The organism is Nocardia higoensis NBRC 100133 (genome assembly GCF_000308595.1).
Taxonomy (GTDB): Bacteria; Actinomycetota; Actinomycetes; order Mycobacteriales; family Mycobacteriaceae; genus Nocardia; species Nocardia higoensis.
In genome coordinates this window covers 22,953-42,388 of the sequence record NZ_BAGA01000098.1, presented here as the reverse complement: position 1 = coordinate 42,388, position 19,436 = coordinate 22,953, and the positions used below count along the sequence as shown (strand labels likewise).

At 70.1% G+C, this 19,436-nt stretch carries 18 protein-coding genes; 15 read left to right on the top strand and 3 right to left on the bottom strand.

All coding sequences use genetic code 11. The features are described from left to right. Positions 1 to 92: 92 nt before the first annotated feature. A complete protein-coding gene (locus tag ON26_RS17745) occupies positions 93 to 689 on the top strand; it encodes an Rv2732c family membrane protein (protein ID WP_040797350.1) in 597 nt (198 codons plus the stop codon). Positions 690 to 767: 78 nt separating this feature from the next. Here the strand turns inward: ON26_RS17745 and ON26_RS17740 are convergent, their stop codons facing one another. Continuing rightward, positions 768 to 2,144: a DUF349 domain-containing protein gene (locus ON26_RS17740; protein ID WP_040797291.1), complete on the bottom strand. Its 1,377-nt coding sequence runs from the start codon at positions 2,142 to 2,144 to the stop codon at positions 768 to 770. A gap of 281 nt (positions 2,145 to 2,425) precedes the next feature. Here ON26_RS17740 and ON26_RS17735 point away from each other — a divergent pair, with 281 nt between their 5' ends. The 14 genes from ON26_RS17735 to ON26_RS17660 all read left to right on the top strand — a co-directional run bounded on the left by ON26_RS17735 (position 2,426) and on the right by ON26_RS17660 (position 17,629). After that, positions 2,426 to 3,301 (top strand): class III extradiol ring-cleavage dioxygenase family protein, encoded by an 876-nt coding sequence (locus ON26_RS17735; RefSeq protein WP_040797290.1) that lies wholly within the window; start codon positions 2,426 to 2,428, stop codon positions 3,299 to 3,301. Then, entirely contained in the window at positions 3,298 to 4,233 is a 936-nt protein-coding gene (miaA, locus tag ON26_RS17730) for a tRNA (adenosine(37)-N6)-dimethylallyltransferase MiaA (protein WP_040797289.1), read from the top strand. Before ON26_RS17735 ends, miaA begins: the two co-directional genes overlap by 4 nt. Beyond that, positions 4,230 to 5,066 (top strand): TrmH family RNA methyltransferase, encoded by an 837-nt coding sequence (locus ON26_RS17725; RefSeq protein WP_040797288.1) that lies wholly within the window; start codon positions 4,230 to 4,232, stop codon positions 5,064 to 5,066. Before miaA ends, ON26_RS17725 begins: the two co-directional genes overlap by 4 nt. 55 nt (positions 5,067 to 5,121) lie before the next feature. Beyond that, the gene (gene dapF / locus ON26_RS17720; protein WP_040797349.1) at positions 5,122 to 6,006 is read left to right on the top strand and encodes a diaminopimelate epimerase; all 885 of its coding nucleotides are present in this window, start codon (positions 5,122 to 5,124) and stop codon (positions 6,004 to 6,006) included. 286 nt (positions 6,007 to 6,292) lie between these two features. Continuing rightward, positions 6,293 to 7,723, top strand: coding sequence for a GTPase HflX (gene hflX / locus ON26_RS17715; RefSeq protein ID WP_051027196.1), 1,431 nt, complete (start codon positions 6,293 to 6,295; stop codon positions 7,721 to 7,723). Positions 7,724 to 7,940: 217 nt separating this feature from the next. Then, positions 7,941 to 8,795, top strand: a complete 855-nt coding sequence (locus tag ON26_RS17710) for a lysophospholipid acyltransferase family protein (RefSeq protein ID WP_051027186.1) — start codon at positions 7,941 to 7,943, stop codon at positions 8,793 to 8,795. Between the two features lie 123 nt (positions 8,796 to 8,918). Beyond that, positions 8,919 to 10,025 carry an alpha/beta hydrolase gene (locus tag ON26_RS17705; protein WP_083884171.1) on the top strand — a complete coding sequence of 369 codons (1,107 nt, stop codon included), beginning with the start codon at positions 8,919 to 8,921 and terminating at the stop codon, positions 10,023 to 10,025. A 204-nt stretch (positions 10,026 to 10,229) separates the two neighbouring features. Then, positions 10,230 to 11,375 carry an acyl-CoA dehydrogenase family protein gene (locus tag ON26_RS17700; RefSeq protein ID WP_040797287.1) on the top strand — a complete coding sequence of 382 codons (1,146 nt, stop codon included), beginning with the start codon at positions 10,230 to 10,232 and terminating at the stop codon, positions 11,373 to 11,375. Between the two features lie 209 nt (positions 11,376 to 11,584). Beyond that, entirely contained in the window at positions 11,585 to 12,154 is a 570-nt protein-coding gene (locus ON26_RS17695; protein ID WP_040797286.1) for an alternate-type signal peptide domain-containing protein, read from the top strand. Between the two features lie 32 nt (positions 12,155 to 12,186). Next, the gene (locus tag ON26_RS34620; RefSeq protein ID WP_245545898.1) at positions 12,187 to 13,392 is read left to right on the top strand and encodes a signal peptidase I; all 1,206 of its coding nucleotides are present in this window, start codon (positions 12,187 to 12,189) and stop codon (positions 13,390 to 13,392) included. Between the two features lie 47 nt (positions 13,393 to 13,439). Continuing rightward, entirely contained in the window at positions 13,440 to 14,018 is a 579-nt protein-coding gene (locus tag ON26_RS17680; protein ID WP_245545897.1) for a TasA family protein, read from the top strand. After that, entirely contained in the window at positions 14,015 to 15,886 is a 1,872-nt protein-coding gene (locus ON26_RS17675) for a S24/S26 family peptidase (protein ID WP_051027185.1), read from the top strand. The genes ON26_RS17680 and ON26_RS17675 overlap by 4 nt, the downstream gene beginning before the upstream one ends. A gap of 377 nt (positions 15,887 to 16,263) precedes the next feature. Then, positions 16,264 to 16,839: a TerD family protein gene (locus tag ON26_RS17665; RefSeq protein ID WP_040797283.1), complete on the top strand. Its 576-nt coding sequence runs from the start codon at positions 16,264 to 16,266 to the stop codon at positions 16,837 to 16,839. Positions 16,840 to 17,044: 205 nt separating this feature from the next. Beyond that, positions 17,045 to 17,629 carry a TerD family protein gene (locus tag ON26_RS17660; RefSeq protein ID WP_040797282.1) on the top strand — a complete coding sequence of 195 codons (585 nt, stop codon included), beginning with the start codon at positions 17,045 to 17,047 and terminating at the stop codon, positions 17,627 to 17,629. Between the two features lie 171 nt (positions 17,630 to 17,800). Here ON26_RS17660 and ON26_RS17655 read toward each other — a convergent pair whose 3' ends face one another. After that, the gene (locus ON26_RS17655) at positions 17,801 to 18,616 is read right to left on the bottom strand and encodes a hypothetical protein (RefSeq protein ID WP_245545896.1); all 816 of its coding nucleotides are present in this window, start codon (positions 18,614 to 18,616) and stop codon (positions 17,801 to 17,803) included. Positions 18,617 to 18,848: 232 nt separating this feature from the next. Then, entirely contained in the window at positions 18,849 to 19,427 is a 579-nt protein-coding gene (locus ON26_RS17650; protein ID WP_040797281.1) for a DinB family protein, read from the bottom strand. Between the last annotated feature and the right edge of the window lie 9 nt (positions 19,428 to 19,436).

The following is a 19,436-nucleotide window of genomic DNA, read 5'->3' as shown; positions in this document are numbered from 1 at the left end:
CACGTAGTGGGTCGGATGCGGCCGACGCGGGCACGGATGGCAGAGTGGATCGCGACCGATCCGATGCCGGTGACGACCCAGGAGGCGACGCGGTGAGCTCCGTCGAGCAGAGCAGTAGCAATACCGATGGGGAATTCGACCAATTCCGTGCGGAGCTCGATGCCGTCGAACGGCGCATCGCGGGGGAGATCGACCCCGGGGCCCGCGCGATGGTGGTGGCGATCGCGGTCTTCGTGCTCCTGTTCTCGCTGGTGCTCTCGCATGCGGGCAGCGCCCGCGGCTTCGACGTGCTGCTGGGCACCGACGCCGCGCGCCTGGAGCACATCGGCCTGCCCTCACGACTGTTCGTCTGGTTCGCCGCCGTGTTCGGCATCGGCTTCTCGCTGCTCGCTTTGATGACCAGGCGCTGGGTGCTGGCCTGGTTCGCGGTCGCCGGTTCCGCGCTGGCGTCGTTCTTCGGCGTGCTGTCGATCTGGCACCGCCAGACTCCCGGTCTGGACGACTACGTGGGCGCCGGGCCGGGTATCGGCCTGGTCATCGGCACCTTCGCGGTCGTCGTGCTGACCTTCCACTGGGTGCGTGTGGTGTGGAGCCGCACGGCACTGCAGCTGGCCGCCGAGGAGCAGCGTCGCAATGCCGCTGCCGCCGCCGAGGAGCGTGACCGCAAGCGCCTGTCCGGCGAGGACTAGTCACCGCCGGACGAGAACGACGACGAAGAAGGCGCCGCCGGGTGGGAACCCGGCGGCGCCTTTCGTCTCGCGGGAGGTTCAGCGGTTGCTGACCGCGCCCTCGGCCGCTTCGGCCCATTCGCGCCACTGCTTGGCCTGTTCGCGAGCCTTCTCGGCGTCGCGATCGCGGCCCGCGGCCTCGGCCTTGGCGGCCTGCTCCTCGAAGTGCGCGACCTTCTCCCGGAACTGCGCGGCGCGCGCCATCGCCTCGGGGTCGGTGCGCCGCCACTGATCGTCGACGGCCTCGCGGACCCGCTTCTCGATCGCGCGCAATTTGCTCTCGAGCTCGTGCATCCGCTCGCGCGGCACCTTGCCGATCGCCTCCCAGCGTTCCTGCAACTCGCGCAACCCGGCGCGGGCGGCGTCCAGATCCTGGGCGGGATCGAGGTGGGCGTAGGCGGCCAGCAGCTCTTCCTTGGCGGCCGCGTTCGATTCGAACTCGGCATCGCGTTCGGACACCGCGGCATTGCGGGCCGCGAAGAACACGTCCTGGGCGCTCTTGAACCGGCGCCACAGCGCTTCGTCGGCTTCCCGCGGCGCGCGGCCCGCGGCCTTCCACTCGTTCAGCAGATCACGGAAGACGGCGGCGGTGCCCGCCCAGTCGGTGGAATCGGACAGTTCCTCGGCCCGCACGCACAGCTCTTCCTTGCGTGTCTTGGCCGCCGCCCGCTCCCGATCCAGTTCGGCGAAGTGCGCCCCGCGCCTGCGATTGAACGCCTCGCGGGCTTTCGAGTAGCGCTTCCACAGCGCGTCGTCGACCTTGCGGTCGACGCCGCGGATGGTCTTCCACTCCTCGAGGATCTCGCGCAACCGGTCGCCCGCGTGCTTCCACTGGGTGGATTCCGCGGCGATCTGCTCGGCCTCGGCACACAGCGCCTCCTTGCGCTCGGTGTGCTCGTGGCGGGTGCGCTCCTTCTCCTCCTTGGCGTGCGCCGCGGCTTCCTCGGAGTGTTCGGTGATCGCCCGCAGACGCTGCGCCAGCGAGTCGACGTCGCCGATGACGGCCGCGGTGGGCAGCGATTCGGCGAGGCGGATCGCCTCGGCCTTGGTCTTGCGAGCGTCGGCGCCTGCGGCCAGCCGCGCCTCGAGCAGGGCGACCTCGGTGGCGAGATCGTCGAATCGGCGGCCGAAATGGGCCAGGCCCTCGGCCGCGTCACCCGCCTGCCAGGAGCCGACGACGCGCTCGCCCTCGGCGGTTTTCACCCACGCTGTGCCGTCCTCGTCGACCCGGCCCCATCGGGCGGGATCGGACACCGTGGGCACCACGACCGGATGGGGATGCTGCTGGGCCGGGCCCGGGGCCGGCTTGACCGCGTGCGGCTTGGGATGGGGCTTGGATCCGCCCGGCTTGGGGGCACCGGAGGGACGCGGCGCGCTGCCGGGTGTGGCCTTCGCGGTTCCGTTGCTGTCGGTCATTGCTCTCCGTCCTTTGCCGCGCGTCACGGCTGCCTGGTTACACCCTGGTTCATCCCGTTCGACCTGCTCTCCAGCCGCCGCGACGGACGCGTCCGGGTCGCTCGTGGGCGGTAGGGCGTCCCACGGGTCTGTGCGGGTGGCAACCCGTGATGACCTGGGTTGTCGCACCCCCGACACTATCAATCCCGGCAGCAATTGACCCGACAGACACTCGAACCCGCCCGCCGCCGCCCACCCGGCGCCGCGTCGGCGCGTCACGGCGAACCGATACGGTTGGCGAGGTGTTCAGCATTGCGGCTCTCGTACCTTCGCCGCCGGTCCTGGTTCCCGAGCTCTGCGGCGGTCGATCCGGGACGGCCGGGAACGACCCCGTCGCCGAGGTGACGCGGGTGCGCGCCGCCGCGCTCGCGGCCGTCGGCGAACTCGCCGGTATCGCCCGATGGACGGTCGTCGGAGTAGACGCGGCGCCCTCGCCCGCGGGCTCCGGCTCGGCCGCCGGCTCCGGCGCGGGCGATTCGCGCGCCGGTTCGCCGGCTCCGGCGCATTCGGTCACGGCGGCGCCGGTCCGGGAATTCGGCTCCGGCCTCGCGGGCACATTCCGGGGATTCGGGGCCGATGTGACCGTCGGAATGTCCGCGGCAGCGCTGTCCGCGGCTGCTGATCCGGATCCGGATGTGCCGCTACCCGTGCTGATCGCCGCGTGGTTGCGAGGCCGTGCCGCTCCCGGTACGCGGGCCCGTGCCTGCCTGGTCGCCGCGGACGCCGCGCCCGGTGACTGCCTCGCGGTGGGCGAGCGGCTGCGCACCGCCCTCGACGCCGACCCGGAGCCGCACGGTGTGCTCGTCGTCGCCGATGGCGCCCGGACCTTGTCGACCAGCGCCCCCGGCTACTTCCAGGAGCAGGCGCCCGAGGTCCAGCGGCGCCTGGACGACGCGCTGGACGCCGGTGACCGCGCCGCGCTGCGCGCCCTGGACCCGGCACTGTGCGCGCGACTCGGTGTCGACGGCCGGCCCGCCCATCAGGTGCTGGCCGGCCTGTTCGCCCCCGACGCCGCCGACCCCCTCGTGCGGACCTACTATCGGGACGCGCCGTTCGGCGTCGGCTATCACGTGAGCGTGTGGCGTCGGGGGGACGACCGGGAAGGCAGGGCGCGATGACGGTGCCGATCGCGGTGGTCGGTCCCACCGCCACCGGCAAATCCGATCTCGGCCTCGCCCTCGCCGAACGCCTCGACGGCGAGATCGTCAATATCGACGCGATGCAGCTCTACCGCGGCATGGACATCGGCACGGCCAAACTCACGGTCGCCGAGCGCCGGGGTATCCCGCATCACCAGCTCGACGTCCTCGAGGTCACCGAGACCGCCAGTGTCGCCACCTACCAGCGCAACGCCATCGCCGATGTCGAGGCGATCATGGCGCGCGGGCGCACCCCGGTGATCGTGGGCGGCTCGATGATGTACGTCCAGGCGCTGCTCGACGACTGGGCATTCCCGGCCACCGATCCGGCGGTGCGGGCCAAGTGGGAGCGACTGCTCGAGTCCGGGGGAGTGGCGGCCGTGCACGAGGCCCTGCGCGCGGCCGATCCGGTTGCGGCACAGACGATTCTGCCCACCGACGGGCGGCGGATGGTGCGCGCGCTCGAGGTCGTCGAGCTCACCGGCAAGCCGTTCGCGGCGTCCGCGCCCGGCATCGGCACGCCGCGATGGGGCGCCGTCGTGCTCGGCGTGGACCGCGACACCGCCGAACTCGACGAGCGCATCGAACGCCGCACCGCGCTGATGTTCGCCTCGGGTCTGGTCGACGAGGTGCGCGGACTGGCCGAGCGCGGTCTGCGCGCCGGGGTCACCGCGCGCCGGGCGATCGGCTACGCCCAGGTACTGGCCTATCTCGACGGCGAATACGATCTGCGCCACGCCGAGGAACGCACGCTCATCGGAACCCGGCGCTACGTTCGGCGGCAGCGCTCCTGGTTCCGGCGCGATCCCAGGGTCCACTGGCTGGACGGCGCGGATCCCGGGCTCGTCGGGGCCGCACTCGGCGCGATCGCCGAACACTCCACCGAGCACACAGAACGGACTGCGCAGTGACCCGACGTGTCAGCACCCGTAACGCCTCGATGCAGGTGTGGCAGGCCTACCTGCACAACCGCACCAAACGCAATCGCGATCGGCGCTTCCTGGTGCAGGGCGTGCGGCCGATCACGCAGGCGCTGGCGGCGGGCTGGCCGCTGGAGACCATGCTGTACCGCCTCGGCGGCGCGGAACTGTCGGCCTGGGCGCGCGAGGCGCTCGACGCCGCCGGGGCGCCCGCGGTCGGCCTGGTGCCCGAACTCATCGCCGAGCTCGGCGAAAAGGCCGATGCCGCACCGGAACTGATCGCCGTGGCGATTTCGCGACAGCTCGACTTCGCCGAGTACGAACCCGGCGAACCCGGTGAGAGCGCCCCGGTCGTCGTGGTGTTCGACCGGCCGAATTCGCCGGGCAACCTGGGCACCCTGATCCGCTCGGCCGATTCGTTCGGCGCCGACGCGGTGGTGGTCGCCGGGCACGGCGCCGACCAGTACGACCCGCAGGCGGTCCGTGCCTCCACGGGCTCCCTGTTCGCGGTGCCGGTTTTCCGGGTGGCCGGACCGGCGGAGGTGCTCGAGTTCCGGGACCGGCAGATCGCGCGCGGCATCCCGACCCGGATCGTCGGCACCGACGAACGCGGCACGTCCGCGGTCTTCGACCACGACTTCCGGGAGGCGACCGTTCTGGTGGTCGGCAACGAAACCAGCGGAATGAGCGCGGCCTGGCAGGATGTGTGTGACGACCTGGTGTCGATCCCGATGGGCGGTACCGCCAGTTCGCTGGGCGCGCCTTCGGCGGGCGCGGTCGCCCTGTACGAAATATCGCGGCAGCGCCGGACGTTCGTCCGGTGACCGGCCGTACCGACGACCGGACGACGGTGGAAACGGAGTGTCACGAGTGACGGACATCGAGTTCACGAAGGGCCACGGCACCCAGAACGATTTCGTGGTGCTGCCCGACGAGGACGTCCGCCTCGACCTCACCGTCGAGCGGGTCAGCGCCCTGTGCGACCGGCAGCGGGGCCTGGGCGCCGACGGCCTGCTCCGGGTCGCCCGTGCGGGAGCGCTGCTGGCCGCGGGCGTGCTCACCGAACTGCCCTCGGGCGTCTCCGAGCAGGACTGGTTCATGGACTACCGCAATGCCGACGGCTCGATCGCCGAGATGTGCGGCAATGGCGTGCGGGTGTTCGCCCACTATCTGGCCGCGACCGGCCGGGAGAGCAGCAGCGAGCACGTGGTCGGCAGCCGCGCGGGCGGTCGGCCGGTCACCGTGCACACCGCGGGGCCGGTGCACGGTGAGGTCACCGTGGAGATGGGCGAGGTGCGCCAGCTCGGTCCGTCCACCGCGACGATCGGCGGCTGGGGCCTGTCCGGCATCGGCATCGACGTGGGTAATCCGCATCTGGCGTGCGTCGACCCCGAGCTGACCGCCGAATCGCTGGCCAAACTCGATCTGACGGTCTCACCCGGCTACGACCCCGACCTGTTCTGCCACGGCGTGAACGTGGAGATCCTCACCCCCCTCGACGAGCAGCGCGGGGTCGATATGCGCGTCTACGAGCGTGGCGTCGGCGAGACCCGCTCCTGCGGCACCGGAACGGTCGCCGCGGCGGCCGCCGCGCTCGGCGCCGAGGGCTTCGATCTGGCGACCGGATCCGGCGAGGTGACCGTCCGGGTGCCCGGCGGGCAGGTGCGCGTCGGGCTGTCGGCGGGCCGCGCCTGGTTGCGCGGGCCGTCGGTGTTGGTCGCCACAGGTCGCCTCGGCGCGGACTGGTGGCGCGACCTCGGTTGAGGTCCGGCGGCACCGCCCGCGTGAAATAGAAGTGCGGACCGGGTCCGGAACGTGGCAGCATGGATGGTGTATGAGGAAATCAGAGACGTTCGACATCACTTCGACCTCCAGCGGAAACGACACCGCCGACCAGGCCGAGTTCTCCACTGACAACAACTCCGCCGCGGACAGCGATTTCGACGGCGCCGACTACCGCGACAGCGATTACGCGGACGCCGACTTCGACAGCGGCGACTACGGCGAGTACCCGAACGAGGGCGATGTGATCGCCGAGCGTGCCGCGCGAATGCGGCGCAACGGCTGGACCGCCGAGCCGACCACCGGCGAGATGCGGCTCGAGGAGCGCACATCGCTGCGCCGGGTGGCCGGTCTGTCCACCGAGCTCACCGACGTCACCGAGGTCGAGTACCGGCAGTTGCGCCTCGAGCGCGTTGTGCTGGTCGGGGTGTGGACCTCGGGCACGTCCGCGCAGGCCGAGGCCAGCATGGCCGAGCTCGCGGCGCTCGCCGAGACCGCGGGCTCGCAGGTGCTCGAGGCGCTGATCCAGCGTCGCGACAAGCCCGACCCGGCCACCTATATCGGATCCGGCAAGGCGGACGAACTGCGCGCCGTCGTGCTCGACACCGGCGCCGACACGGTGATCTGCGACGGCGAACTGACCCCCGCGCAGCTGACCGCGCTGGAGAAGGTCGTCAAGGTCAAGGTCATCGACCGGACCGCGCTCATCCTGGACATCTTCGCTCAGCACGCCACCTCCAGCGAAGGCAAGGCGCAGGTGTCGCTGGCCCAGATGGAGTACATGCTGCCCAGGCTGCGCGGCTGGGGCGAGTCGATGTCACGGCAGGCCGGCGGTCGCGCGGGCAGCAACGGCGGCGTCGGCCTGCGCGGTCCCGGTGAGACCAAGATCGAGACCGATCGCCGGCGTATCCGCGAGCGCATGGCCAAGCTGCGCCGTGAGATCCGCGAGATGAAGACCGCGCGCGACACCAAGCGCGCCAGGCGTGCGGGTTCCGGTGTCCCGCAGGTCGCCATCGTCGGCTACACCAACGCGGGCAAGTCGAGCTTGATGAACGCCCTGACCGGCTCCGGTGTGCTGGTGCAGGACGCGCTGTTCGCCACCCTCGACCCGACCACCCGGCGGGCCCAGCTCGACGACGGCCGCGAGGTCGTCTTCACCGACACCGTCGGCTTCGTCCGGCACCTGCCGACCCAGTTGGTCGAGGCGTTCCGCTCGACGTTGGAGGAGGTCACCGGCGCGGATCTGCTGGTACACGTGGTAGACGGTTCCGACGCCGATCCGGCCGGGCAGATCAAGGCGGTGCGGGAGGTCATCACCGACGTCATCAAGGAATCCGACGCGACGGCTCCGCCGGAACTGCTGGTGGTCAACAAGGTCGACGCCATGTCGCCGATGCGGCGCACCGAACTGCGCGGCATGCTGCCCGACGCGGAATTCGTCTCCGCGCACACCGGCGCGGGGATCGATCGGCTGCGGGCGCGCCTGGCCGAGATCCTCGGTGATCTCGATGTCGAGGTGGGGGTCCTGCTCCCGTACACGCGCGGCGACCTGCTCGCCCGGGTCCACGCCGACGGCCGGATCCTGCAGTCCGAGCACGAGGAGCGCGGCACGCGGCTACGGGCCAGGGTGCCGCATGCGCTGGCCGCCGCGCTCGCGGAGTACGCGCACGCCGGGCACGCTCCCGTAGAGCAGAATTAGAACCGACCGTCACGTATGTCCTTCTCCCTGAGGGCATACGTGACCAGGTGATATACCCCACGATGAGCGGATCCTTCTGTAACTGGTTCCAGTCTCTTCGGTACGGTGGAAAGCGGAGTCGCGATGGTGCGACGCAGGGGACATCACATTTTCCGTACCACCACGTTTTCCGTACGACGACGTGCCGGGAATCCGACATTCGATGGGGAATCCACCTATGCTCGAATCCTCGCCCGCCAAGGGGGCACTGACCGACGGCGCGCCACTGGAGGTGCGCCTGGACGACAACGATCTGCGGGTGCTCGACACCCTGCTGGCTCCGCTGCGAGCCTGGACCAGTCCGCGTTTCTACGGCCTGGACAACATTCCCGACGAAGGCCCGGTGTTGCTGGTCGCCAACCACAATCTGCTCGGCATCGTCGACGCACCGTTGCTGTTGCCCGAGGTGCTGCGCACCCGGGGCAGGCTGATCCGCGGTCTGGCCGAGGACCTGCTCATCGGGGTGCCGGGGGTGCGGCACTTCCTGCACTACTTCGGCTCGGTGCGCGGTAACCGGCACAACTGCCGGACGCTGCTCGAGCGCGGGGAGGCCGTGCTCGTGTTTCCCGGCGGCGGCCGGGAGGCCATTCGCCGCAAGAACGAAAAGTATGTGCTCAAGTGGGAGGGGCGCACCGGCTTCGCCCGGATGGCGCTGGAGTCGGGAGCGCCGATCGTGCCGGTGGCGATGATCGGCATCGACGACGCCTACGACATCGTGGTCGACGGCGAGCATTCGCTCATGCGACCGGTGCGCTGGGCTGTCGAATCGCTGGGCCTGAAGCGCGATCTCACACCACCGCTGGTGCGTGGTCTCGGGCCGATCCCGCGCCCGGAACGGTTCTACTTCTCCGCGGGCGCGCCGATCGATCCGGCGGCCTGGGCGGGCGCGGAGAATCCGGACGCGGCGGCCGCCGACCTGCGCGATGTCGTACGCAAGGCGCTCGAGGAGGAGATCCGCTACCTGTTCGCCGAGCGTGCCCGCGATGCCGGACGCACCCTCGGTGGCCGGGTCCGCGGTTTGCTGAGCATCTGACCTCGCCTCGGCGTGTGCCTCCGGGCACCCGATCGGTCGCGGTGCCGCTTTTCTCGTACAACGATCCCCGAACGCCGCGAGCCTTCCAGCTAATTTCTGGCATCTCGGCCGTACCGTGAGGGCATGGCATGGACGCGGATCGGGCGGACGCTGACCGGAGCTGCCGCCGCAACCGTGGTGGTACTGGTGACGGCAACGGGAGCGGCCGCCGATCCCGCCGCACCCGGGCCGCCCGTCTTCGATCCCGGCCGCTCCGAGCGCGCGGTAGCCGACCCGGTCATCCGCTCCGGAGCGCCATTGGCGACTCCGAGCGCCGCCGACGGATCGGCACTGGTGAGCTTCCGGGTCGTCGACGACCGCAGCCTCCGGTTGGGCGTGTATTCGGCCGCCATGGACGAGGTGATCGAACTCGACGTGCAGCGGCCGGCCGACCCGACCGTGCCGAGGCCGATCCTCTACCTGTTGGCCGGGGCGGGCGGCGGCGAGGACTCGGCGACCTGGGCCAAGCGGACCTCGGCGCTGGAATTCCTCGCCGCGTACCCGGTCAATGTGGTGCAGCCGATCGGCGGCGCGTGGAGCTACTACACCGACTGGCGGGCGCGTGATCCCGTGCTCGGGGTCAACAAATGGAAGACCTTCCTGACCGAGGAATTGCCGCCGGTGATGGACGGTGTGCTCGGCGCCGACGGGCGCAACGCGCTCGCCGGGATGTCGATGTCGGGCACTTCGGTCCTGCAACTGCCCATCGCCGCTCCCGGCCGCTATCGCGCGGTCGCCGCCTACAGCGGCTGCGCCCAGATCAGCGACCCGCTCGGCCATCAGGCCGTGCAGGCGGTGGTGGCGGCCGGAGGGGGCGATGTGGTGAACATGTACGGCCCGCCCGACGATCCGATGTGGGCCGCGAATGATCCGTACGTCAACGCCGAGGGGCTGCGGGGGCTCGAACTGTTCCTGTCCGCCGGTAGCGGTCTGCCGGGGCGCTGGGATCAGTTGAACGGCCCGCGTACCCAGCCGGGCGTCGGCGGGTGGGTCAACCAAGTCGTTTTCGGCGGAATCCTCGAGGCCGCGGCCGACTTCTGCACGCACAATATGCGCGACCGCCTGACCGGTCTCGGCATCGAGGCCACCTACGTCTTCGAGCCGCTCGGCACGCACTCCTGGGGGTACTGGGAGGACGCGCTGAAACAATCCTGGCCGGTCCTGGCCCGGGGGCTCGGGCTCGCGGAATGACAGCGATCGGCTATCGCGGTCGATGGTGGGCAACTCGCCGGTAGGTTTGTGAGCGGTCTCGATTCGTGTTCTCGGGTGGCGCTAGTCTTCCTGGTGAAGCGCAAGATTTCCGGTGCGAAGTGAACCGAGATTTGGGTTCCGGGTACCGTATCGGGTAACGACGGGTCGGTGTGGACCGGTCCGTGTGGTCATTAGGAGGTTGGTGTGGAGCGCACACTGTTCGAGCCCGAGCACGAGCTGTTCCGGGAGTCGTACCGCAAGTTCCTCGAGCAGCACGTGGCGCCGAACCACGCGGAGTGGGAAGAGGCGGGCGTCGTGCCGCGCGAGGTGTGGCTCGAGGCGGGCAAGCAGGGCTTCCTCGGCATGGCCGTGCCGGAGGAGTACGGCGGTGGCGGCGTGAAGGACTTCCGCTACAACGCCATCATCACCGAGGAGACCTCCCGGCTGCAGTACTCCGGCCTGGGCTTCTCGCTGCACAACGATGTCATCGCGCCCTACCTGCTCGAGCTGGCCAACGAGGAGCAGAAGCAGCGCTGGCTGCCCGGCTTCTGTTCCGGTGAGCTGATCACCGCGATCGCCATGACCGAGCCCGGCACCGGCTCCGACCTGCAGGGCATCAAGACCCGCGCGGTCCGCGACGGCGACGACTGGGTCATCAACGGCGCCAAGACCTTCATCACCAACGGCATCAACGCCGATATCGTCATCGTGGTGGCCCAGACCGACCCGGAGAAGGGCGCGCTCGGCTTCAGCCTGTTCGTGGTCGAGCGTGGCATGCCCGGCTTCGAGCGCGGCCGCAACCTCGACAAGATCGGCCTCAAGGCGCAGGACACCGCCGAGCTGAGCTTCACCGACGTGCGGGTGCCGTCGAAGAACCTGCTGGGCGTCGAGGGTCAGGGCTTCATCCACCTGATGCAGAACCTGCCCCAGGAGCGCATGTCCATCGCCGTGATGGCCGCCGGTGCGATGGAGGCCTGCCTGGAGATGACCTGCCAGTACGTGCGTGACCGCAAGGCGTTCGGCAAGCCGATCGGCGCCCTGCAGAACACCCGCTTCGTGCTGGCCGAGCTCGCCACCAAGACCACCGCGGTGCGCGTGCTCGTCGACCGCTTCATCGAGGACCTCAACGCGGGCAAGCTTTCCGCCGAGGACGCCGCGATGGCCAAGTGGTGGAGCACCGAGGAGCAGATCGACCTGATCAACCGCTGCCTGCAGTTGCACGGCGGTTACGGCTACATGCGCGAGTACCCGATCGCCAAGGCGTACATGGATGCTCGCATCCAGGCCATCTACGGCGGCACCACCGAGATCATGAAGGAGATCATCGGCCGCTCGCTGAAGCTGGCCTGATCCAAGCGATTTCGCGACACCGAGGCGGGACGTGATGTCCCGCCTCGGTGTCGTTTCGGGGCGCTTCCCATGTCCCCCGGTGGTCTCCTGCCGATAACGGTATGTTTGCCGACTCGCAATCGAGGAATGCTTCCTACAGGAAAGAACTGTGACCTGTGGCCGATTCTCGACGAGTTTTCGACGTCGGACCGATACCGAGGAGAGAGCCGATGGACCGGAAAGGCAAGGCGGCGTTGGCGGCTGGGGCAGCGGCGATTCTATTGCTCGGCGGCGCGGGCAGTATCGCGTTCTGGCAGGACCGGACCGAGACCGGTGGCGGCACGATCACCGCGGGCGAACTGTCCCTGAGCGATTGCGTGCCGGTCGCCGGCAGTGGCTGGGAGGATGTCACCGGCGGAGCGGCCACACCGATCGACGTGAACTCGTTCCGGATCGTTCCCGGCGACACCCTGCGCTACACCTGCACGACCACGGTGAATGCGGACGGCGACAATCTGACCGCCACGCTGGCGGCGGACACCTCCGAGATGTTCTCCGCGGACAGTGATCCCGCACTGCGCGCGCGGCTGATCGACACCTCGCTGACCGCCACGAGCAGCAGCGGCGCCGTATTGCCCAACGCCACCATCACCGAGGCCGACGACGGCGACACCCTGACGGTATCGGCGCGGCTGACCTTCGACCCGGCGACCGCGGGCACCGAAGCGCAGAACACTCAGGTGACGTTGCAGAACGTCGCCATCACGCTGACCCAGAATGCGAACCCGGGCACGCCGTAATCCCGGACGGACCGGCGGCGAGGGGTTCCGGTATGGGCGAACACAGATGGTGGGCCGCCGGCGCGGCGGCCGCGGTGATCGTGATCTTCGGTGTCGCCGATCGGTCCGGTGCGCTGTGGCGCGCGGAGGCCGCGATCGACGGCGGTGTGATCCGCTCGGGCACGCTGGCGCTCCGGGTAGGTGGTGCGGACGAACAGATCCGCGACTTCGCGTTCGCCGGTTTCGGCGGCGCCGATCTCGCGCCCGCCCAATCGGTCCAGAAGCCGCTGACCATCCGCAATGCGGGAGATGTGGAGATGCGTTACCGACTGCAGAACGTCCGGCAGCGCGATTCCCGCGTGCCGCTGACGTTGCGCGCCTGGATCGTCGGCGATGCGGCGAGCTGTCCCGATGCCGCCGAACCAGCCGGTGCCGCCGTCTACAACGGACCGATGTCCGGAGCCCAGGCGCCGCCCGCGCCCGCCTGGGCCCCGGCTCTGGCGCCGGGCGCCATCGCGGTGTGGTGCCCTGCGGGCGACCGTCGGCGCCGACGCCGCAGGCGGAACGAGTACCGCGGTGACCTTCGATTTCCTGGCGAGTTCGACATGAGCGCCGGCACCGACGTCGTCACCGGATCGGCCGAGGACACCGGCTGGGGCTGGTGGATTCGCACCGTGCTGGGCTGGCTGGGGCTGTTCCTGGTGCTGGCCTTCCTCGCGCTGACCATCCTGGTCCCGGCGCTGGTCGGCGGTCACCGCTTCACCATCCTCACCGGCTCGATGCGGCCGACCTATCCGCCCGGCACCCTCGTCGTGGTGCGGCCGGTGGAACCCGCCGAACTCGGGGTGGGTAGTCCCATCACCTATCAGCTGGAATCCGGCCGAGGCGAGGTCGTGACCCACCGGGTGATCTCGATCCGGCGTAACGCCGTCGGGGAGTACGGCTTTCACACCCAGGGCGACGCGAACGAGGTGCCCGACGAGAAGGTGGTCAGGCCCGAACAGGTTCGCGGCGCGGTCTGGTATTCCATTCCTTATCTGGGCTATGTGAACAACTGGTTGTCGGGGCAGCGGCGGGCCTTCGTCGTCGCGCTGATGGTGACGGTGTTGATCGGCTACGCCTTCTACAACATCGCCGCCGAGACCCGCGATCGCGTGCGAGCCCGCCGCGGCGGCGACGGCGCAGCGCCGGGGGAGTGCGGGGGCGAGCGGCCGGAAGACGAGCCGCGCAGCGGTGATCGGCGGGCAAGCCGGAGATGACCGCGCGGCAAGGGATTCGGAGCCGGCGGTGGGCAGCGGCGGTGCGCGTGCTGACCGGTCGCCGGCTGCGGGCCGTGCTCAGCCTGGGCGTGGTGGTGGGGATGGGCACGGTGGCCACGCTCGCGGCGTGGAGTGATTCCGCGACCGCGACCTCGGGGACGTTCGCCATCGGCTCGATCGATCTGCGGGTGGACGATACGAAGAGCCTGTCCTTCGGGGCGCTCACGGCGGCGAACATGGTGCCCGGCGAGAGCGTTTCGGCGCGCCTGACGGTGCAGAACAAAGGCACGATCCCGCTGACCTACACCATGACCGCGGTGGCGACCGGTGGTGCGGCATTGGCGAACAACCTCCAGCTGGACCTGTATCCGGGCGGCACGCCGAATCAATCGAGCTCGCAGGGCATCCGGAGCGGCACGTGCACCGGAACCCGGCTCGTGCAGGTGACTCTCGGCGTCAACGCGCCGGTCGCCGTGGTGACCACGCCCCGGCCGCTGGCCGCCAGGACCGGCTCCGACCCGCTGTGCATGGTGGTCCGGTTGCCGAGCACCGCGCCTGCCGCCGCGCAGAACCAGACGGTGCCCTCGATCCGATTCTCTTTCGACGCGAAAGTGGTGCGCCCGTGACGGCCCCGTCGGCACGGGCGGAGCGTCGAGACGCCCTGACGGAGGCCGTCCTGACCGCCGGGGCGATCGCCGGGCTGTTGTGCCTGCTGGCCTCGCTGGTGGCCGTCAGCTTCGGCATCACGCCGCTGCTGTTCCGCTCCGGATCCATGCAGCCCACGATCGGCGCGGGCGCGGTGGCGCTGGCTCGTGAAGTCCCCGCGGACCGGATCGCTGAGGGCGACGTGGTGAGCGTCGTCGACGAGACCGGCGAACGACTCACCCACCGTGTCGTCGCGGTGGAGGCGGTGGCGGGTAACAGCGCGACGTTGCGGCTGAAGGGCGACGCCAACGAGGCCGAGGACGTGCGGCGCTACACCGTCACCGAAGCCGAACGGGTTTTCTTCCACGCCGAGAAGGTGGGATACATGCTGACCTGGTTGTCCGGCCCCGCAGCGGTTTTCGCGGCGGGACTGTTCTCCGGAGTCCTGCTGATGATCGCGTTCTGTCCGCGCGGACGCCGCGACGACGACCCGCCGGCGCCGCCCGATGTTCGGCAGGCCCCCGGGCCGGACCCGGGGCTCCGGTCCGCGCGTCCGCCGGGCAGTGCGGATTCGGCATCGCCGCGTGGAGGTTCGCCCAGCCATCGCCTGCCGCCCCTGGTGCTGCTGCCCGCCGCCGTGCTCGTGCTGGCGACCGTACCCGCACCCCAGGCAAGGGCGGCCGATACGGATTCCGCCGTAGTGACCAGCGCCGCGTTCAGTTCCCGGACGGAATTCCTGCCACGCGCCGACCAGCCGTTCAGCTCGGGGGCCTACGTGACCTGTGCGGTGCGCACCGTGGGGTCCGCTCCCGATCTCGTCGACCTCACCTGGCGCCACGTCGGCGCTCCGTACCTCTACCGGCTGTTCCTGCGTGATCTGGACGGGCGCGTCTGGCGCACCTGGGATGTCACGAGCGTGCCGGCCGATGCCGGGGACACCGTGAGCTACACGATCACCGGCGCAGGCATGCCGCGCCGATCGGAGATATGGCAGTACGACCTGGAAGTGCACACGATGCTGCCCGCCCCGCCGGTCTCCACCGGACAGGTGTCCACCCCCTGGCGCGGCATCGGCATCTACCAAGATGTCGGATCGCTGTGGCAGGAAGACTTGAATTGCAGTCTGCGCGGACAACAGGACCGTGCCGCGGTCGAGGTGTTCGCGCCCGCCTCGGTGAGCTGCGTCTCGCAACCCGCGGCGGGGCTGAGCCAGGCGCGGGCCACGCTCAGCTGGCCGCATGTGGGCTCACCGCACACCTATACGGTCACAGTGCGTGACAAGAATTCCGGCAATGTGCTCGTCCTGGTGCGGGTGACCAGCGTGCCCGCCCAGGCCGGCCGAGCCGTGACCATCGACGTCTCCACCCTCGGCCTCGATCTCGCATTGCGCACCAGCGACGCCGCAGTCGCGGAAATCCGTGGCGTTGTCAGCGGCGTGCAGTCGACAGCGTTCGTCGCCCAGCCTCTCACTGTGGGGCTTGCCGCGGTGTCCTGTGCGAGCGCGCCCGCCCTGCGGTCGGCTCCGCAGCCTTCGTCGTCGGTGACCTCTCCGTCGGTGACTTCGTCGTCGGACACGTCGGCGCCGAGCACGTCGCCGTCGGCGACTTCGGCTTCGCCGAGCCCATCGCAGGACGCGCGGTCGTCGGTGTCGCCGTCACCGGAATCGTCCGCCGGGCAGACGGCTTCGCCGCCCTCGGCGCCGCCGACGACCGCGGAGGCGCCGCGGGCACCACCGGAACCCACCGTGACGACGGCCGAATCGCCTGTCCCCGAGGTGCCCCAGGCGCCGCCGGCGGCGTCCGGGCCCGCGGAGAGTACGACCACCACCGTCACTCCGGACGGGAGTTGACGGTCGAAACGTCTGCTATCGGCCGTCATCTCTCTCGGGCGCCGACAGTACCCCGACAAATCGGACATCGCGACGTGTTAGTGTGAATCGTGTCCGACAGCGCCGCTACCGGTTCCGTCCTATCGTGGGGAGCGGTCTCGCCGATCGCCGGTGAGAGCGATGCGGGCGAGGTCCGGACACTCGCGGGGGGCTGTGGCGAATCCGGGGAAATCGGAGCCGAATTCGGTCATCATCGGTCGGCATCCGGTTCCTTTCTCTTCCACCGCGATGCCGGTCCCGCCGTCCGTCTCGGCGGGGCCGATCAGTAGGGCCCGGCCTGGTCCGGGAGCGCGGCGTGCCGATGGTCGGTCGCCGTCGATGTGAAAGGGAATCCGTACATGGGTGTCAGTTTGTCCAAGGGTGGCAATGTCTCGCTGACCAAGCAGGCGCCGAACCTTACCGCCGTCGCGGTCGGGCTCGGCTGGGATCTGCGCACCACCACCGGCACCGACTTCGACCTCGACGCCAGCGCCATCGCGCTGGGGGCGGACAAGAAGGTCGTTTCCGACAAGCATTTCGTGTTCTTCAACAACCTGAAGTCCCCGGAGGGCGCCATCGAGCACGCCGGTGACAACCGCACCGGTGAGGGCGAGGGCGACGACGAGGTCATCAACGTCGATCTCGCCGCCACTCCGGCGAACATCGAGTCCATCGTGTTCCCGGTGTCGGTCTACGACGCCGATGCCCGCAGCCAGTCCTTCGGCCAGGTGCGCAACGCCTACATTCGCGTACTCGACCGCGCCAACGGCGAGGAACTGGCGCGCTACGACCTGTCCGAGGACGCGTCCACCGAGACCGCGATGGTGTTCGGCGAGCTCTACCGCAACGGCGCCGAGTGGAAGTTCCGCGCCATCGGCCAGGGCTACAGCTCCGGCCTGGCCGGCATCGCGCAGGATTTCGGCGTCACCGTCTGATTCGTCCGCACCCGGATCCGTCGAGGGTGGGGCGCTCACCGCAGCGTCCCACCCTCGTGGTCGGTGGATGCCTCGCGCGTCCGTCGCCGCGCCGACCGGCCCGCCGTGTGCGCGCCGCTTGCGGCATCATCGGTATCGGACCCGAAACCGTTCCTGTCCACCGATTCACCCGAGACCACGCGTTACACGAAAGGCGTCGCAGCACATGATCACTCTCCGCAAAGAGGACGGTCCCGCGGACCTGGCCGGCATCACCAATCTGAGCGTCGGGGTCAGCTGGGATCCGTCGGCGGGCTCCAGCGGCGGTCTGCTCGGTATCGCGCGTCGCAAGAAGGGCGTCGACCTGGACCTCATCGCGATCTGCGCGCAGGGCGGCGATCCGGTGCGCTTCGCGGGCCTGGACTCGCTCGACCCGTTCGGCAACGGGTCGATCGTGCACTCCGGTGACGAGCAGACCGGCGCGGCGGCAGGCGACGACGAGACCGTGAACGTCACCTTCGCCGGCGTGCCCGCCGCGATCGACTCGATCATCTTCGTCGCCGCGGCATTCAAGAAGGGCGCTTCCTTCGAGAAGGCGAACAACATCGCGTTCAAGATCTACGACGCGACCGGCGGCAGCAGTCAGCAGGTCGCCGAGATCTGGCCGTCGATGCTGGGCACCGAGAACGCCAACGCGATCGCCCGCGCGTTCCGCAACGGTCCGGTGTGGCAGCTCGAGGTGCTCGATCGCAAGGGCAAGATCAAGCAGGGCGACCGGCAGGCACTGCTGCGCTTCGCAATCCAGAGCTGAGCCGTCGCCGGCGCGAGCAGCCCGAGCTGATGCAGAGTCGCGGCTGCCGGTTCCGAGGAGAGTCGGCAGCCGGGTCGGTGATCTCGGCGGCCGCGTCCCGTGATGTCGACGGTGGCGCCGACCGCGCCGGTCACCGAACCCTGAACCCGTCGTAGGCTGGGGGTGGGCGTGTCAGGCGGGGATCGCGCCGGGCGCGTCGAACGTCGGCGTGGCCGTTGTGGTGACGGTCTCCGGCATCGCGACATCCTCCGGCGCCGGACCGAGCGCGCGCGGCGGCGCGGTGAGTGCCTGTGCCGCGCCGACGGTGGCGCCGACGCCCGCGCCGATCACCGCCAACGGCGCGGCCATGAGAGCCGCGCCGTAGGCCGCGCCGACCGGCACGGCGGCCAAACCGATGGGCGCGAACGGCATTCCGATGAACAATCCCATCGCCCCGCCCGCACCCGCGCCGATCAGGGCGAACGGGCTGGCGACAGCGGCCCCCGCGGCGGCACCGACCGCTGCCGCGCCGACGGTCTGGCTCGCGATCCGGTCCGAGCGGGTCCGTTCCATGCCGACCGAGTCGAGGAAGGTCGCGAGCTGCGCCTCCTGTACGGCAGCGGCGTCGTTGAGCTGGATGGCGTGCTCGCGCGGCAACCACTCCGGTGGTTCGACCTGGACATCTCCGAAGCGGAGCATGTCGGGTGGCGGCGCGATCGGCGGGACCGGCACGACCGGGACCGGCGCGTGCAGCCCTTCCACCGGCGAGAGGTATTCGGGCTCGGGCAACGGCCGTGCCCACTGCAATGAACTGAAGATGTCGTCGGGAATGCGAACCCCATGGTAGGGGCGGATATTCGGCGCCTCTGCCGCGGGCCACGCCGGCGAACCCGGTCCGGCACCCGGGGCCTGCGCTTCCTCGGTGACAGCGGTCGCGCGCTCGAAATCGGCTGCGGCCTGGCCGGTCCCGGCCAGTGTGAGCACGACCGGCGCTGCGCCGGCCGCCACCGCGAGGCCCACTCGCCTGCGTGACGGACTGATCGCCCGGTGCCGCCCTGTTCCTGCCCTCCCGCCGACGGCCTCGCGCCCTTCGGGTGCCGCGTGCTTTCCGGCGCCGGTGTGCTGGGCTGCGCTGGAGTGCCGACCGGGTGCCATCGATCACCTCTCGTCCGAAAGAGTTCTTCTCCCTTCACGTTCGAACTCACGGACGAAACGGATGGGTCGACAGCGCGTCACGAGATCAGCGTGTCGGAGCATCCCGGTGGAGGTGCAGGTACAGATCGCGCAGCAGGCATACCTCGGCGAGATGATGGATGAGCTCGCGGTGGATGTGCAGAATCAGTGTGGCCATCGGCTCGGCCGCGTACGGTCCCTCGGTCGGCCCGCACGGTCGCAGCAGACCGGCTTCCCCCAGCGACTCGACGCCGGCGACCCAGGTGGCGTACTCCGCCTCGAGTTGCGCCAACGCCAGCGAGGCGGTCGGCGCGTAGTCGAAGGACCGGTAGTCGACCGCCTCCCGACCGAAGTGCCCGGCATTGCGCATGGCCAGCACCCCGACGATGACGTGCCCGAGCCGCCAGGCGATCGTCGTCAACGGCGGCGGATCCGGTGGTGGAAAGGCGAAGTCCATGGTCATGGCACCGCTGCCCGCCTGCACGGGAGCGGTGCCGGTGCCGCGCGGGCGCACATTCCAGCAGCCGGGGACCGGCTCCCACAAGTACTCGGCGTCGGTGAGTCCGTCGAGCCGCCCGCGCAGCTGATGGCGCCAGTGCCAGTCGAGCTGTTCGCGCAGCAGCGGGTTCCAGACCGGCTCGGTCATCGCCACGCT